This is a genomic window from Haloterrigena salifodinae (genome assembly GCF_003977755.1).
GTDB classification, from domain to species: domain Archaea; phylum Halobacteriota; class Halobacteria; order Halobacteriales; family Natrialbaceae; genus Haloterrigena; species Haloterrigena salifodinae.
This window is the reverse complement of record NZ_RQWN01000003.1, coordinates 719484-735057: the sequence shown is the minus strand read 5'-3', so window position 1 is coordinate 735057 and position 15574 is coordinate 719484. Positions and strand designations below refer to the sequence as shown.

The following is a 15574-nucleotide window of genomic DNA, read 5'->3' as shown; positions in this document are numbered from 1 at the left end:
TACGGCGGACCGCAGGGGTGGAATCCTCATCTCCTTCGGACCTACTCGTAAGCCACGAAGGGTACTTAACCCCTTCGGACTCGAGTGGCCCGAGATGACGGGGCGGGTTGAACGCCCCGTCGATCACATGTTCTTTGCAATCCATCCGAATCCCCGTATACACTTAAGGGCGTCGGATCGCTCCTCGCCAGAATCCGCATCCGGCGGGATGGTTGCGATCCAATCTGAGTGCCCGATTGCGTATAAGGCACCGGATCGTCGTAGCCGACTGCACCGGCCACGAGCACATCACGTTCGGAATGCCCTGATACGGATAAGACCATCGGATCGGTCCGACGGTCGCGTACGGGGTGGATGCAGTGCCTACCTCCGTGCCGGAACGCGGCCGGAGGGGACGTGGCGATGTGCGCCACGTCGTTCGCATTAGTATGAAAGTCCGGGTTACTATATAAGGCCGTCGAACTGGAGACGGTTCGGAACCCGCTACCGTGCCACGATTTTCCATCATTCAATCGCGATAGCAACAGGTATAAACGCACGTTGTTCTGGAACGCGAGCTCCGACAATCGACGATCCCGCCAGAATATCACGCGGGCGGAGGTCGGTCGGTCATCCCGTCCTCGCAGACGCGGTCGGACCGAATGAGACCCGCGTGTCCGTACTCGAGCGTGCACGCGCAAGAAGGTGTCGCGATGGACCTCGGCTCGAGACGCGAGTGAGGTCGTCTCCGAGCGACCGACCCGCATCGGGAGCCACGCATTGGACGCTGCAAGCGGGGACGCGCATCGATGCCGATAAACCACGTGCGTCGTAACGGGTATACGAATGGTCCGGGACCCGATCGCTTCGGAGTCGACGCCGTCCGCAGAGGAGATCTGCTCCGCGCTGGACGATCCCGACTGCCGCGAGATTATCCGGAATCTCGAGGAACCGATGACGGCCTCTGAGCTCACGAAGCGGTGTGAGATCCCTCAGTCAACGCTGTATCGGAAGCTGGAAGTGCTGACCGACTCGACGCTGCTCGAGGAGTCGACCGAGATCCGCCAGGACGGTCACCACGCGAGCAAGTACGCGATCGCGTTCGACGAGATCACGATCACGTTAGACGAGGATCGGTCGCTGGCGGTCCAGATCGAGCGTCCGGCCCGGACGGCAGACGAACGCCTCGCGGAACTGTGGTCGGAGGTGCGAAAGGAAACATGAGTCCGTACACCGGCGTCACCGAAATCGCGCTCGCACTCGCGGTCGTCAAGACGCTCGTCTTGGTTGTCGGCGGAGTTATCACGTACGTCGCGTTCAAGGCCTATCGGCGGACGCGGCAGCGTCCGCTCGGTCTTCTCGCCGCCGGGTTCGGACTCGTGACGCTCGGACTCGTCCTCGCGGGAATGCTCTATGAACTTCTCAGCGTTCGGCTCGCGACGGGAATCTTACTCGAGAGTCTCCTCGTTCTCGCCGGCTTTCTCGTGATCGCGTACTCGCTGTACGTGCAGTGACCCACCGGAGAGCCGCTTGCGAACGAATCAATTCGCCCTCGTATCCGGCGTCATCCATCACCTCGGCGAACTCCTCGGTGACCATCGCTTCTTCGTAGACGATCGCGGTCGCCATCCCGCCGGGGTAGCGACCGTCGGTCGTGACGTGGTCGACCTTGTGACAGTGGACCGGGTAGAGTCCGGGGTCCGCGTCGGCCTCGAACTCGAGGGTGAGTCGCTAGGCGGGCGCGATCGGAACGACGTCCTGCTCGTATCGGGCCGCCTCGGGGGTTTGACTGCCCTCCTCCTCGACGACAGTAAAGCGGTGGCCGTGCGTGTGGAACGCGTGGGTCTCGTAGCCCGCGTTGACGACGTGGATACGGACCGTCTCGCCTTCGGACATGATCAGTGGCGAGCTGAGTTCGGGGTGGAACGTCGTCGGCGCGCTTCGCCCGTTGACCGTGTAGAAGTTCGGCTGACGGTCGCCGACGTCGTACTCGGCGTCGCCGCCGGCCGTCTGTTCGTGGAGTCGGCTGTCCCACTCCCGGAGCGTGAGGAAGTACTCCCTGTCGGGCGCCTCGTACCCCTCGGGATCGACGCGGATGATGCCGTACATCCCCATATCGAGGTGGTTGTGCGTCTGCACGTGGCAGTGATAGAAGTGCGTCCCGGGAACGTCGCCCTCGAGGACGTACGTCTTGCTGTTGCCGGGGTTGACCTGCGTCTGCGTGGTCACGGGCGCGCCGTCGTCTTTCCAGGCCTTTCCAACCGCGTGGACGTGGACGGTGTGCGGGTAGTCGTGATCGTTTTCGAACGTGAGTTCGAACATCTCGCCCTCCTGCATGCGGTAGATCGGTCCCGGCACGCTGGGTGCGAGGTCGTCGGCCTGCCAGGCCCACACCTCGGGGAGTTCGACCGGCCCGCCCTTGGCTTCGTCACTCACGAGCTGATAGCGGGCGGAGACGGTCCGCAGCGTCGACTTGTGGTCCTGCTCGGCAAGGTCGACGATCTGCGGCGGTTCAGTGTACTCGTAGTTAGTCAGCGGTTTCCTGTCTTCGTCGGCGTCGGACTCGTTGTCCGGTTCGGTCGCCGTGGTGTCGTCGCTCGAGAGGCCCGAGAGACAGCCAGCGAGGGCGCCGAGCGCACCCGCACCAGCCATCGAGAGGACGGTTCGGCGTCGGAAAGCGGAGTTCGCGATGGGGGGTGTGTTCATATTCGAAGAGAAGCCCCCTCTAATGAAGGGTGCAGAGGTAATTCCCACCCCGAGAGAGATATTCCTGCTCGAGGAGAATCAGCGATAATCGATGGCGCGTTCCCCGCTCGGAAAACAGCGGCTACGGGCGGAATACGCCGCTTATCGGTTCAGCGTGTGGATCGCGTGGCCGAGCGCGTTCTCGGCGGCCTCCATCACCGACTCTGAAAGCGTCGGGTGGGCGTGGACCGTCGACGCGACGTCCTCGAGGGTCGCGCCCAGCTCGATCGCCAGCCCGAGTTCCGCGATCAGTTCGGAGGCTTCGGGACCGACGATGCTGGCACCGAGCACGTAGCCGTCGGATTCCTCGGCGACGACCTTGACGAACCCGTCGGACTCGCCGGTCGTCAGCGCGCGGCCGCTGGCCCGGAACGGGAACTGGCCGACGACGGTATCGAACCCGTTCTCCTCAGCCTCGGATTCGGTCATCCCGACAGTTGCGATCTCCGGGTCGGTGAAGACGACCGCAGGCATAGCCTGGTAGTCGATCGCCGCGGGCTCGCCGGCGATAACCTCGGCGGCGACCTGCCCTTCCGCGCTGCCCTTGTGGGCGAGCATCGGCTCACCGGCGACGTCGCCGACGGCGAAGACGTGGTCGACGTTCGTGCGTGCGCGCGAATCGGTTTCGATGAAGCCGCGGTCGTTCGTCTCGACGCCCGCGGCCTCGAGGTCGAGCGTATCGGAGACGGGTTCGCGACCGACAGCGACCAGCACTTTTTCGGCGTCGAGCTCGAGCGTCTCCTCGGCTTCGGCCTCGTCTTCGACGGCCTCCGCGCTGCCCCCGTCCGCCGCTGCGTCGGCGGCCGGTTCGGCGACGACTCGAATCCCCTCGCCGTCGTCGCGGTCGTGCCACTCCGAGGCCGTGTAGCCGAACTCGAACTCGATGCCGAGGTCGTTCGCCCGCTTCTTGACGGGCCGTTTCAGGTCGTCGTCGTAGCCCGGAAGGATCGAGTCGAGCATCTCGATAACCGTCACGTCGGTGCCCAGTTTGGCGAAGACGCTGGCCAGTTCCATCCCAATGTAGCCGGCGCCAACCACGACCAGCGAGTCGGGAACGGAGTCGAGCGCAAGCGCCTGTCGGGAGTTCAAGACGGGTTCGTCTCCGAACTCGAAGTTAGGGATCTCGATCGGTCGCGAGCCGGTCGCAACGACGGCGTGTTCGAACTCGAGGGTCTCCGAGCCCTGCCCCTCGCCGCTGTGGGAGACACGGGCGGTGTGCTCGTCGGTGAAGGTGGCGGTTCCCTCGAGCAGGTTTACTTGGTTGGCCTTACAGAGCTTCTCGACGCCGCTGGTGAGCTGGTCGACGACGCCGTCTTTCCAGTCGACCATCCCCGCGAGGTCGATCGCGGGGTCGGCGTGGATCCCCATTTCCTCGGCGTTGCGGGCGTCGTGGGCGACGTCGGTCGCCGTGATCAGCGCCTTCGACGGGATGCAGCCGTGGTTCAGACAGGTCCCGCCGTAGGCCTCCTTCTCGACGAGCGTGACGTCCAGATCGAGCTGTCCGGCCCGGATCGCGGCCACGTAACCCGCGGGCCCGGCGCCGACGATCAGGACGTCCGTTCCGGTGGTGACGTCTCCGACGACCATCAGTTCGCTCCCTCCTCGGTGTGGGCGTTCGGCGCGTCTCGTGTGTGCGGTGGTTCGGCGTACATGATTGGTGAATCGTAAATCGGTGGTGACGACGAGTCGTGGGTCCGTCTACGCTCACTCGAGCAATAGTAGGCTGGGGTTCTCGAGGTACTCCATGACGGCGTTGGTGAACTGCGCGGCGATCGCGCCGTCGATCAGGCGATGATCGAACGACAGCGAGAGGGTCAGCATAGATCGCGGTTCGATCGATTCGTTCCCGTTCTCGTCGGTCATCACGCGCGGTTTGCGCTTGATCGCGCCGATCGCGAGGATGCCCGCCTCGGGGTAGTTGATGATCGGCGTGGCGTACTCGCCGCCAATGGCGCCGACGTTGGTGATCGTGAACGTCGAACCCCGCAGTTCGCCGGGGCTGATCGACCGCTCGCGGGCCTTCTGGACGAGTTCGTTCATCTCCGAGGAGAGCTGCAGGAGCCCCTTCTCGTCGGCGTTCTCGACGACCGGTACCATTAGGCCGACGTCGGTCGCGGTGGCGACCCCGACGTTGTAGTAGTCGCGGTAGACGATCTCGTCGCTCTCCTCGTCGATGACCGCGTTCATCTCGGGGTACTCCTGTAGCGCCGCGACGACCGCCTTCATGATGAAGGGCATGTAGGTCAGCCGAATGCCCCGCTCCTCGGCGCGGGGTTTGAGCTCCTCGCGCGCCTCGACGAGTTCGGTGACGTCGACCTCGTCGTGGTGGGTGACGTGGGGCGCGCTGTACTTCGACTCGACCATCGCCTCGGCGATTCGCTTGCGCACGCCCCTGAACGGCTCTCGGCGTTCGCGCTCGCCCTCGGCGAAGTCAGTTCCCTTCGCTCCGACCGGTTCACCCGCTTCGACCGCCTCCCGGTCGGCCTCCTGGGCCCGCTGCTGGGCCTCGGCGTACTCCCGGACCGCTTCGGGCGTGACGAACGCCTCGCCCTCTCGCTGCTCGTCGGTGGGAACGGCGTTGATATCGATACCCTTCTCTCGAGCGATCCGCCGGGTCGCGGGCGCGGCGAGCGTCTTCTCGCGGTCCGCGGACTCGAGGTCGGTTGTCGGAGTCGTCGATTCGCTGGTACTCGCGGCTCCAGTTCCGGTCTCGGCTCCGGCCTCAGCCCCGGATCCGGGTTCGGTCCGGCCCTCCGTTTCGACTGCAGCGGCACCAGTCTCGCTCGAGTCGCCGGTCGTCGCGGCTGATTCGGCCGCCGTCTCCGTTGACTCCTGGCGCTGCGTTCCGCCGCCTACGGGACCGCCGCTCGCGGCGGCCTGCACGTCGGCCGCGGTGATCCGGCCACCGGGGCCGCTGCCCTCGAGACTCAAGAGATCGATCCCCTCCTCGCGGGCCATGCGTCGCACACGCGGTGGTGCGAAGACGCGATCCTGTGGCGTTGCGGTCTCCTCGGCGTCGGCGCCGAGCGCTTCGGGGCTGCCAGCGGTTTCGTTGGCTTCGGCCCCAGTTTCGCTCCCGGCCACGGTCGCCTCCTCGGGCGCGTCTACGCCTTCGGGTTCGCTAGCCCGCTCCTGTTCCTCGCCAGTTGTCTGCGCTGCCTCTTCGCCTTCCACGTTGAACGAGATGATTACCGTCCCGACGGGGACGACCTCGCCTTCCTCGACGTGTAACTCGCGGACCGTGCCGTTTACCGGCGCAGGGACCTCCACGAGGGCCTTGTCGGTCTCGACCTCCGCGACCGGCTGGTCCTCCGAGACCGTCTCGCCTTCCTCAACTAGCCACGAGACCAGTTCGCCCTCCGCGACCCCTTCGCCGACGTCCGGTAGCTCGAATTCCCTGACCATGTTAGAACTCCACGGCGTCTCGGATGCCGTCCTCGATGCGTGCCGGTTCGGGCAGGTAGTAGTCCTCGAGCGCGTACAGCGGGAACGGCGTGTCGAAACCCGTGATACGATCCACCGGCGCTTCCTGATACAGTAGTGCTTCCTCCTGCAGGGTCGCGGTGATCTCGGCGCCCAGCCCGCCGGTTTTCGGGGCTTCGTGGACGACCGCCGCGCGGCCCGTCTTCTCGAAGGACTCGACGATCGTCTCCTCGTCTAACGGCGACAGCGTCCGCAGGTCGACCACCTCGGCGTCGATCCCCTCCTCGGCCAGGTTCTCGGCGGCCTCGAGCGTCGGCCGGGTCATCGCCCCCCAGGTGTAGACCGAGATATCGCTCCCCTCGCGGCGAACGGCCGCCTCGCCGAGGGGCACCTCGTAGGATCCCGTAGGCACGTCCTCGCGGAACGCCCGGTAGATGAGTTTGGGCTCCATGAAGAGCACCGGATCTGGGCACCGGATCGCGCTCGTGAGCAGCCCCTTCGTGTCGTAGGGCGTCGACGGAACCACGACCTTCAGTCCGGGCTGGTGGACGAACATCGCCTCCGTCGACTCGGAGTGGTGTTCGGGCGCCCGGATGCCACCACCGTAGGGCGCGCGGACGACCAGCGGACAAGAGAATCGTCCGCGCGAGCGCGTCCGCAGGCGCGCGGCATGAGAGATGATCTGGTCGAACGCGGGATAGATAAAGCCCATGAACTGGATCTCGGGCACCGGGCGCATCCCGTAGGCGGCCATCCCGATCGCCGTGCCGACGATTCCCGACTCGGCCAGCGGGGTGTCGATCACGCGATCCCCGCCGAACTCGTCGTACAGCCCCTCCGTCGCGCGGAAGACGCCGCCGTTCTTCCCGACGTCCTCGCCCATGACGACGACGTCGTCGTCGCGTTGCATCTCCGTCTCTAGCCCGTCCCGAACCGCCTGGACGAGGGTGAGATTCTCCGTCTCCGATACGTCCGATGCCGACTCCGAGTTGGGTTCAGTCTCTGCTGCCATGGTATCACTCCAGAAGCGCGTCGTCGCCGTGGCGTTCGCGAATCGATTCGAAGTACTCGAGTTGCCGCTGTAAGCGCCGGGGCATCCCCTCGTAGACGTGGGCGAAGATCTCTTCGGGATCGGGCCGCTCGATCGACTCCGCGGTCTCGATCGCGTTAGCTACGGCCTCCTGAATTCGATTGTCGATCGCGTCGACCGCCTCGTCGTCGAGGATCCCCTCGTCGCGCAGGTACGACTCGAGTCGCGGGATCGGATCCTTCGCCTTCCAGCGTTCGACCTCCTCCTCGTCCCGGTAGACCGAGGGGTCGTCTGCGGTCGTGTGCGCGCCAAAGCGGTACTGGACCGCCTCGATCAGCGTCGGCCGTGTCGCGTCGCCGGGGGAGTCGTCCTCGACCGAGTCGGGATCCTTGGCCTTCTGGACCGCCTCCTTGGTGACCTTGTAGACCGCCAGCGGATCCATCCCGTCGACCTGCACGCCCTCGAACCCGTAGGCCTCGGCCTTCTGGGCCAGCGTGGCGCTGGCCGTCTGGCGCTCGCGGGGCACCGAGATGGCCCACTGGTTGTTGTTACAGAAGAAAACGTTTGGTGTGTCGAAGACGCCGGCGAAGTTCAGCCCCTCGTGGAAGTCGCCCTCCGAGGTGGCGCCGTCGCCGAAGTAGCACATGAAGGCTTTCTCCTCGCCCTTGAGCGTCGAGGCCCACGCAGCGCCGGTCGCGTGGGGGATCTGGGTCGCAATGGGCACCGCGACGGAGAACATGTTGACGTCCTCCGGGATGTAGTTGCCCCGCTCGTGGCCCATCCAGTAGAGCAGCGTTCGCTCGAGGCTCACGCCGCGTACCAGGCCGACGCCGTGTTCGCGGTAGCTGGGAAAGACCCAGTCATCCTCGGCGAGCGCGTGGGCGCTGCCGATCTGAGATCCTTCCTGCCCCGACAGCGGCGGGTAGGTACCCATCCGCCCCTGTCGCTGGAGGCTCACTGCCCGCTCGTCGAAGTGGCGCACCAGTCGCATCTGCTCGTACATCTCGACGAGTTCGTTGGCCGAGAGATCGGGGACGTCGGCGCCCTCGAGGACCTGACCGTCCTCGTCGAGCACCTGTACTCGTTCTCGGGGGTCGCGCTGTATCGTACTCACGGGACAACCCACCTGTACATACCCTAGTGAACTATCGCTCGGGATAAAGGAGTTTCCCAAAATATTTTACTATTGGTGAGATTCTTGCCCGCCACGCCGAAAAGATCTGGACACGACTGTACAGTTCTGGCCGTTGACGGGCGGCGAGTTGCGAGACCGGTTCGCGGGCGGCATCGAGGCGCAGACTGGGTCGCCGAACGCTCGGCTCCGAGGACGGACGGTCGGCGAACGGCCCAGTCACGACGGATCGGAGCGTCCGTGCGCGGTCTCGCGGACGCTCGCACGAAAGAACGACGTCCGACGCTCGACGGAGTTCCTCGCGGACCGCCTCGAGCATCGTCCAGCCGGCGGTGAAGTCAACGTTTCAGCGTTCACAAAACTTATCATGGGCGACACGTGAGTCGAACAGACGACTTACTACGAACCGATGAATCGGCGCACCCCCTCCCCGCACACCGTCCGAGAGCAGTTGTCGACCGGATTGGATCGATTCTCGCTGGGCCTCCAGCGGCGACTCGAGATCGATCTGCGAGCGCTGGCCGCGTTTCGTATCGCCGTCGGCGCGCTGTTGCTCGTCGACCTCCTGCTTCGCGCTCGCGAGCTCGGGAAGTTCTATACGGACGCCGGCGTGCTCCCGCGGGAGGCGCTGTTCGCCGACTACTCGTCGGTCTACTCGCTACACGCGGTCTCCGGGGAAGCGTGGGCACAAGCGCTGCTGTTCTTCGTCGCGGGCGCGTTCGCGCTCGCCGTGACGGTCGGCTACCGGACGCGGACTGCGACGGCCGTCTCGTGGCTCCTGTTGATCTCGCTTCACGTCCGCAATCCCATGGTCATCAACGGCGGCGACATGCTGTTGCGCATGCTCTGCTTCTGGGGGATGTTCCTCCCGCTGGGCGAACGGTGGTCGATCGACGCGCGCCGGATCGATCGGGAGCGATCGACCGTGGCCTCCGTCGCAACGATGGCGCTGCTGTTGCAGATACTGCTGATGTACGTGACCAACGCCATCCACAAGACCAGAAGCGACGTGTGGATGAACGGCGAGGCGCTCGGCCAGATCTTCCAGGCCGACCACCTCACGATCCTCCTCGGGAACGTCCTCGCGGACCAGTTCGAACTGCTGCGCGCGTTTACGCACGTCTGGATGACGCTCATCCTGCTTTCGCCACTGCTCGTGTTACTGACGGGCTACCGCCGCGCGGTGTTCGCCACACTGTTCGTCGGGATGCATCTCGGCATGCTCGTCACGCTTCGCATCGATCTGTTCCCGCTGATCGTCGCCGCGGGCCTCCTCGTTTTCTACCCGTCGGTCGTCTGGGACGACGCGACGGCGCTCGCAGAGCGACTCGGCGTCGCAGACGACTGTCGACGGGGGTTGGCGAAACTCCAACACCTCGTTCCGACGCTGCCGGTGCCGACGCTTCCGGTTGCGGTCGGTCGCGCCGCGCCGTCGCTCTCGAGTCTCAGAGCGCGGAGCCGCGTCGCGTTCGGGACGGTCGTGCCGTGGCTCTTTCTCGTATTGGTCGTGCTCTCGAACGCCGAAGCGGTTGATTACACCGAGGTTCCGGACCCTGCCGACCAGGTACTCGAGACAGCGGAGGCCGATCAGAGTTGGCGAATGTTCGCTCCGGAACCGACATCGACGGCCAAGTGGCTCGTGGTCCCCGGCGAACTGGCGGACGGGACGACGGTCGACGCCCGCGACGGAACGGCCGTCGACTGGGACCGGCCGCCGAGCGTCGAGGACACCTACGCGACCTCGCGGGATCGAAAGTACGTCATCAACATGCGGTACGCCGGCAACGAGAACCATCGCTCGTACTACGCGAACTACCTGTGTGGCCGCTGGAACCGGACCCACGACACCGGGCTCGAGTCGCTCACCCTCTACGGACTGACCGACAAAGCCGGCCCGTCCGACGACGAACCGGACGTCGCCAGATACGAACTGCTCGAGTACGACTGCTCGGGCGAGTTGGTCCAGAACGAGTAGTCTCTATCTCCGGCCGCTACATCGGCCAGTCCGCCCGATAGGACACCCTACGGACCGAGACCGAGTACCTGGCGAGACCGAATCACTCGGCCGCCGGCGTCTGCTCGTCGCGTCGTGCGTCCGCTCGCGCCTCCTCGACGCTCTTGCCCTCCCGCAACACGGCGTCGACGAACAGTTCGCCGGCCTTGTACGACGAGCGCACCATCGGACCGCTGGCACAGTAGAGGAATCCCAGTTCCTCCTCGGCGACCCGCCGCCAGGTGTCGTACTTGTCGGGATGGTCGTATCGTTGCACCTCGAGGTGGTCCATCGACGGCCGCAGGTACTGGCCGAGGGTGACGACGTCGACCCCGCGCTCGCGGCAGTCGGCTAAGGTCTGGTAGACCTCGTGGTCGTACTCGCCGTGCCCGAGCATGACGGAGGTCTTGGTGTAAATGTCGCTTTCCCGATCGACCTGCTCGAGGACGCCCAGACTCTGTTCGTAGCCCGCCCGGCGATCGCGGACGGGGAACTGCAGACGCTCGACGGTCTCGACGTTGTGGGCGATCACGTCCGGATCGGCGTCGATGATCTTCCGAACGAGACGCTCCTCACCCTGGAAGTCGGGTATCAAGACCTCGACGAGGATGCCCGGATGGCGCTCCTTGATCTCACGGATCGTCTCCGCGAAGTGACCGGCCCCCTGATCGGGCAGGTCGTCGCGATCGACCGAGGTCAGGACGACGTAATCCAGCCCGATTTCGGCGATCGCCTCGGCGACGTTTTCCGGCTCGTCGGGATCGAGCGACTCCATCCCACCCGTCTCGACGTCACAGAAGTTGCAGGCTCGAGAGCAGCGATCGCCCATCAGCATGAACGTGGCCGTGCCGCCCTCCCCATCGCCCGTTCCGGCGCCGCCCGACCAGCACTCGCCGAGGTTCGGGCAGTTCGCCTCCTCGCAAACCGTGTGGAGGTTTCGCTCGCGCAGCGTCTCCCGGATGTCGGTGAACTCCCGACCCGACGGCGGCCGCATCTTGAGCCAGTCGGGCTTGCGTGCGCTGCTCATACCAGGTCTCTAGCGACGGGCGGTGAAAAACGGTGTCCCTCGAGCCTCGACGTCCCGAACGCGGCGGTGAACACGTCAGCGGAAGGATTACTTGTGAGCCGTCAATTGTGTGGGACATGGTCGTTCCGCTGCAGATGGGCTGGCGACACCTCCTCTTCGAGAACTGGCCGGTCGATCCGGCGGTCCTCGAACCGCACCTCCCGAGGAACCTCACGGTCGACGAACACGACGGCCGCGGCTGGCTCTCGGTGGTTCCGTTTACCAACGTCGCCGTCCGGCCGCAGGGCTGTCCGAGACGGCTCGGCGTTCGGCTGCCGGAGATCAACCTCCGAACGTACGTGCGACGGGACGGCGAGCCGGCCGTCTACTTCTTCAGTCTCGACGCGCAGGGGATCGCGAGCGTCCTCGGGGCGCGGCTGTTCCACCACCTGCCCTACTACTACGCGCGGATCGCCCTCGAGTCCCGGGACGGCCGCGTGCGGTTCTCGAGTCGGCGCAAGCACCCCGGCGCGCGGCCGGCCGTGTACGAGGCCACCTACCGGCCGACGGGCGAGCCGATTTCGGCGCCGGACGATCCGCTGGCGCGCTTTCTCGTGGAACGGTACCGGTTCTACACTGAAGCGCCGGACGGGACGCTCCGGCAGACACGAGTCGACCACGAGCCGTGGACCCTCTACCCCGCGGCCGCGGACGTCGAGACGAACACGATCCTGGGGGCGAACGGGTTCGAGATTCCGGAGTCGGAGCCGGTGTACTACTACAGCCCCGGACTGGACGTGCAAGCGGCGCGCAGCGAGTCCGCGTGAGCGAGACGTACCCATAGCTTTACGGGAGCGAACAGAATACCGCCGACAATGGCGTTCAGCACGACGCCCGACTGGTTTCACATCAGCGACGAGGACGACATCGTCTGGGAGAGTCGTCCGCACCCCGTCTCGATGGGATCGCGGCTCCCGCTCGGCGTCGCGGTCGCGATCATCGGCCTCGTTCTAACCGGGTGGACGGCGGGCGACGGCGTCGGGCTCTTGACGCTCATCGGCGTCCTCGTCGCCGTCGCCGGGACGGCCCTGGCGGGCGCGCGCTACCTCGTCTGGACGAACACCCGCTATGTCATCACGACCTCGGAACTCTACAAGAAGTACGGTGTCGTCTCGCGGGACGTCACCCAGTTTCGCCTCGAGCGAATCCAGAACATCAGCCTCAACCAGAGCGTCCTCGGTCGCGCGCTCGGATACGGCGACCTGACCGTCTACACCGCCGGCTCCGGCGAACCGGAACTCGTCTTCGAACGCGTTCCCGAGCCTGAACGCGCCTCGCGGCTGTTGAGCGACCAACTCGAGGAGACGGCGGCGTCGAGCGAGGAAACGGCCGTCTGATCGCGAGCGACGGATCACAGCCCTCAATTGTATTACGACCCTTCGCTGTCGGTACGATGTCCCCACAGCCGACGGTATCCGACGAGGGACCCGAATCGTGCGACTCGAGTGCCGCGGACGTCGCCGCGAGTGCAGGACGATCGGCTACGCCGGCGTGCTGGAGCTGGGCGCCGTCGTCACCGAGGCCAGCGCCGCGGGAACGGTCATCGGCTTCGAGGTGAGTCGATCGATAGGGCCGCAGCTCCACTCCGCGGTCTTCCTCGGCGGCGTCCTCTACCCGCTCGTCTTCGCCACCGCTGGCGCGATCCTCGCCGCCGCGCTCGCTGCCGGTCGGGTCGGCGGCCTCGAAGGAAACGCCTTTGACCCGGCGCTCCCCGTTTGAGGGTGATGGAGGTCGCCGAGGTTCTCCCCGAATTCGCCGACGCCTTTGCCTTCGAGGAGTTCAACCGCATGCAACGCGAGGCACTGCCGGGGCTGCTCGAGTCCGAGGACAACGTGGTCGCGAGCGCGCCGACGGCCTCGGGCAAGACCGCGCTGGCAGAGCTGGCGATTTGCAAGGCCCTGGCCGACGACGGCACCGCGCTGTTTATCGCGCCGCTGCGGGCCCTGACCAACGAGAAGGAGGATGATTGGGACCGCTTCGAGGACCTCGACTACTCGGTGTACGTCGTCACCGGCGAGCGGGATCTGAACCCGCGCCGCGCGCGGCGCGCGGACATCCTCGTGATGACTCCCGAGAAGCTCGACTCAGCGACCCGGAAACACGACTCGCGGCGGTACGACTTCGTCACCGACATCGACGTCTGCGTCATCGACGAGGTCCACCTACTGGACGCCGATCGGCGGGGCTCGGTGCTCGAGGTGACGATCTCCCGGCTCCGACGGCTCTGTGATCCGCGCGTCGTCGCGCTCTCGGCGACGATGCCGAACGTCGACGACGTGGCCTCGTGGCTCGACGCCCCCGAAGAGACCACCTTCAAGTTCGGCGACGAGTACCGGCCCGTCGATCTCAAATCGGGAGTCAAGACCTACACGCACGGCGACAACGCCTTCGCGGACAAGTATCGTCGGCTCTATCGCGCCCTCGATCTGGCTGAACCGCATCTGCGAGAGGACGGCCAGGCGCTCGTCTTCGTCTCCTCCCGTCAAGACACCGTGCAGGCGGCCAAGAAGGCTAGAGACGAGATCGCCGAACGCGATATCCCGATGGGCGCTCGCGGCGACTACGATTTTCATACCGACGCGAAGGAACTCGACGACGCCACGCTCCGCAAGTCGGTGTTAGACGGCGTCGCCTTCCACCACGCCGGCCTCTCGAAGAACGACCGGGACCTGGTCGAAGAATGGTTCAAGGAGGGCCACGTCGAACTCCTCTTCTCGACGTCGACGCTGGCCTGGGGCGTCAACCTGCCCGCTCGCTGCGTCGTGATTCGGGACACGAAATACCACGACCCGCTTGAGGGCGAGGTCGACATGAGTCCCCTGGACGTCCTCCAGATGCTCGGTCGCGCCGGACGTCCGGGGTACGACGACGTCGGCTACGGCTGGGTCGTCTGCGACGGCGCGGACGCGGACAAGTACCGCCGGCTGCTCCGGGACGGCAAGGAGATCGAGTCCCGCCTCGCCGAGAGCTTAGAGACCCACCTCAACGCCGAGATCGCGATGGAGACCATCACCGATCTCGAGGAGGTCATGGACTGGCTCGAGACTACCTTCTACTACGTCCGCGGCCAGTCGAAACCCGAGGCGTACGACTTCCCTAATCTCCGCGAGCGCGTTCGGAACTGCCTCGAGGACCTCGTCGGTCGCGGGTTCGTCAAGATGGACGCCGACGACCTCTCGATCGAACCGACCGCGCGGGGCAAACTCGCCTCCGAGTACTACCTGCGACTCGAGACGGCCGCTGGGTTCGCGGAGCTCTGTGATCGCGTGAGCGACGGTAGCGAGAAACTCGAGACCAGCGACATCCTCGAGACGGTCGCGACCGCCGAGGAGTTCGACTCAGTGTCGGCCCGCCAGTCCGAGCGGGACGCGATCAACGCGGTGCTCGTCGGTCAGGAGACCGACGACCTCGAGGCGGGCCAGCGGAAGGTGCTGGCGATCCTCCGGGGGGCGGCCGACGGCTCGACGCCGTCGGAACTGGCCAGCGACGCGTGGGTGATCCGGCGCAACGCGACGCGACTCGTCTCGGCGCTGGGCGCCTTCCTCGATCGGTTCGTCGGCCCCCACGCCGCGAACCTCGCCCGGCGCGTCGAGGCCCGCATCGAGAACGGCGTCGCCGAGGACGCGGTCGGGCTGACCGCCATCGACGGCGTCGGGCCGGGCAGAGCGAGCAAGCTCGCGAGAGAGGGGCTGTCGGCCCCCGGCGATATCGTCGGCGTCGGCGTCGAGGGACTCGTCGACGCCGGCCTCTCCGAGGGCGTCGCCGAGCGCGTCTACGAGGGCGCCCAGTCGCTGCCCGCCCTCGAGATCGACTGGGGTGAGTTCCCCGAGACGATCGCCACCGGCGAGAACGAGGTCTGTGAGGTGACCGTCCGCAACGTCGGCGAGCCCGCGCGAGCCGGCATTCGCGTGACCGTTAATGGGGTCGAGATGACCAGCACCAACACCTACCTGCGCGATACGGACACCGTTCCGGTCGGCGTCTTCGGCGCCGATGCGGACGAACTCGAGTACACCGTCAGCGTCGCCTTCCCCGAGGAGCCGCTGGTGCCGATCGTCTCGAGTCGAACGGTCGACGTCGTCTGAGACCAGCGTCGGGTCCGACTCGAGGCCTCGAGGGGGGAGGGAAAGGGGAGTTCTCGGTAGCGCCCGGAATACACGGGTCGGTGTACTTTCAGTCGCCGGGTGGGAGGCCGCCGGTCCCGGA

12 protein-coding genes and 1 pseudogene are annotated in these 15574 nt (G+C 65.9%); 7 read left to right on the top strand and 6 right to left on the bottom strand.

The genetic code is table 11. The annotated features are described in order from the left end of the window. Positions 1-825 precede the first annotated feature (825 nt). Both EH209_RS18100 and EH209_RS18095 read left to right on the top strand, forming a co-directional pair. Positions 826-1203 (top strand): winged helix-turn-helix domain-containing protein, encoded by a 378-nt coding sequence (locus EH209_RS18100; RefSeq protein WP_008893481.1) that lies wholly within the window; start codon positions 826-828, stop codon positions 1201-1203. Continuing rightward, complete coding sequence (locus EH209_RS18095) at positions 1200-1493, top strand: DUF7521 family protein (RefSeq protein WP_008893480.1); 294 nt, start codon at positions 1200-1202, stop codon at positions 1491-1493. The genes EH209_RS18100 and EH209_RS18095 overlap by 4 nt, the downstream gene beginning before the upstream one ends. 34 nt (positions 1494-1527) lie before the next feature. Here the strand turns inward: EH209_RS18095 and EH209_RS18090 are convergent. The 5 genes and pseudogenes from EH209_RS18090 to pdhA all read right to left on the bottom strand — a co-directional run. After that, positions 1528-2631 (bottom strand): annotated as a pseudogene (locus tag EH209_RS18090) (multicopper oxidase domain-containing protein); the annotation flags it as partial. 195 nt (positions 2632-2826) lie between these two features. Further along, positions 2827-4311, bottom strand: coding sequence for a dihydrolipoyl dehydrogenase (lpdA, locus tag EH209_RS18085; protein WP_126664237.1), 1485 nt, complete (start codon positions 4309-4311; stop codon positions 2827-2829). A 117-nt stretch (positions 4312-4428) separates the two neighbouring features. Beyond that, a complete protein-coding gene (locus EH209_RS18080; protein WP_126664236.1) occupies positions 4429-6129 on the bottom strand; it encodes a 2-oxo acid dehydrogenase subunit E2 in 1701 nt (566 codons plus the stop codon). A 1-nt stretch (position 6130) separates the two neighbouring features. Then, a complete protein-coding gene (locus EH209_RS18075) occupies positions 6131-7159 on the bottom strand; it encodes an alpha-ketoacid dehydrogenase subunit beta (RefSeq protein WP_126664235.1) in 1029 nt (342 codons plus the stop codon). A gap of 4 nt (positions 7160-7163) precedes the next feature. Beyond that, entirely contained in the window at positions 7164-8291 is a 1128-nt protein-coding gene (gene pdhA, locus EH209_RS18070) for a pyruvate dehydrogenase (acetyl-transferring) E1 component subunit alpha (RefSeq protein ID WP_126664234.1), read from the bottom strand. Positions 8292-8718: 427 nt separating this feature from the next. On the opposite strand from pdhA, the gene EH209_RS18065 reads away from it, so the two are divergent. Beyond that, positions 8719-10284: an HTTM domain-containing protein gene (locus tag EH209_RS18065; RefSeq protein WP_126664233.1), complete on the top strand. Its 1566-nt coding sequence runs from the start codon at positions 8719-8721 to the stop codon at positions 10282-10284. Between the two features lie 82 nt (positions 10285-10366). On the opposite strand, the gene lipA is transcribed toward EH209_RS18065, so the two are convergent. Further along, positions 10367-11329: a lipoyl synthase gene (lipA, locus tag EH209_RS18060; RefSeq protein WP_126664232.1), complete on the bottom strand. Its 963-nt coding sequence runs from the start codon at positions 11327-11329 to the stop codon at positions 10367-10369. 116 nt (positions 11330-11445) lie between these two features. Between lipA and EH209_RS18055 the strand changes: the two genes are divergently transcribed. From EH209_RS18055 to EH209_RS18040, 4 genes are all read left to right on the top strand, one after another. Continuing rightward, on the top strand, positions 11446-12135 hold the full coding sequence (locus tag EH209_RS18055; protein WP_126664231.1) for a YqjF family protein: 690 nt from the start codon (positions 11446-11448) through the stop codon (positions 12133-12135). A gap of 48 nt (positions 12136-12183) precedes the next feature. Further along, positions 12184-12705 (top strand): PH domain-containing protein, encoded by a 522-nt coding sequence (locus tag EH209_RS18050; protein WP_126664230.1) that lies wholly within the window; start codon positions 12184-12186, stop codon positions 12703-12705. A 97-nt stretch (positions 12706-12802) separates the two neighbouring features. Beyond that, positions 12803-13087 carry a hypothetical protein gene (locus EH209_RS18045; protein ID WP_126664229.1) on the top strand — a complete coding sequence of 95 codons (285 nt, stop codon included), beginning with the start codon at positions 12803-12805 and terminating at the stop codon, positions 13085-13087. A 5-nt stretch (positions 13088-13092) separates the two neighbouring features. Further along, positions 13093-15453: a DEAD/DEAH box helicase gene (locus EH209_RS18040; RefSeq protein ID WP_126664228.1), complete on the top strand. Its 2361-nt coding sequence runs from the start codon at positions 13093-13095 to the stop codon at positions 15451-15453. Positions 15454-15574 lie beyond the last annotated feature (121 nt).

What these genes read in the sequence shown, in the direction of transcription:
- EH209_RS18100 (WP_008893481.1), top strand. Translation starts at nt 826, where the DNA reads ATGGTCCGGGACCCGATCGCTTCGGAGTCGACGCCGTCCGCAGAGGAG.
- EH209_RS18095 (WP_008893480.1), top strand. Translation starts at nt 1,200, where the DNA reads ATGAGTCCGTACACCGGCGTCACCGAAATCGCGCTCGCACTCGCGGTC.
- lpdA (WP_126664237.1), bottom strand. Translation starts at nt 4,311, where the DNA reads ATGGTCGTCGGAGACGTCACCACCGGAACGGACGTCCTGATCGTCGGC.
- EH209_RS18080 (WP_126664236.1), bottom strand. Translation starts at nt 6,129, where the DNA reads ATGGTCAGGGAATTCGAGCTACCGGACGTCGGCGAAGGGGTCGCGGAG.
- EH209_RS18075 (WP_126664235.1), bottom strand. Translation starts at nt 7,159, where the DNA reads ATGGCAGCAGAGACTGAACCCAACTCGGAGTCGGCATCGGACGTATCG.
- EH209_RS18065 (WP_126664233.1), top strand. Translation starts at nt 8,719, where the DNA reads ATGAATCGGCGCACCCCCTCCCCGCACACCGTCCGAGAGCAGTTGTCG.
- lipA (WP_126664232.1), bottom strand. Translation starts at nt 11,329, where the DNA reads ATGAGCAGCGCACGCAAGCCCGACTGGCTCAAGATGCGGCCGCCGTCG.
- EH209_RS18055 (WP_126664231.1), top strand. Translation starts at nt 11,446, where the DNA reads ATGGTCGTTCCGCTGCAGATGGGCTGGCGACACCTCCTCTTCGAGAAC.
- EH209_RS18050 (WP_126664230.1), top strand. Translation starts at nt 12,184, where the DNA reads ATGGCGTTCAGCACGACGCCCGACTGGTTTCACATCAGCGACGAGGAC.
- EH209_RS18040 (WP_126664228.1), top strand. Translation starts at nt 13,093, where the DNA reads ATGGAGGTCGCCGAGGTTCTCCCCGAATTCGCCGACGCCTTTGCCTTC.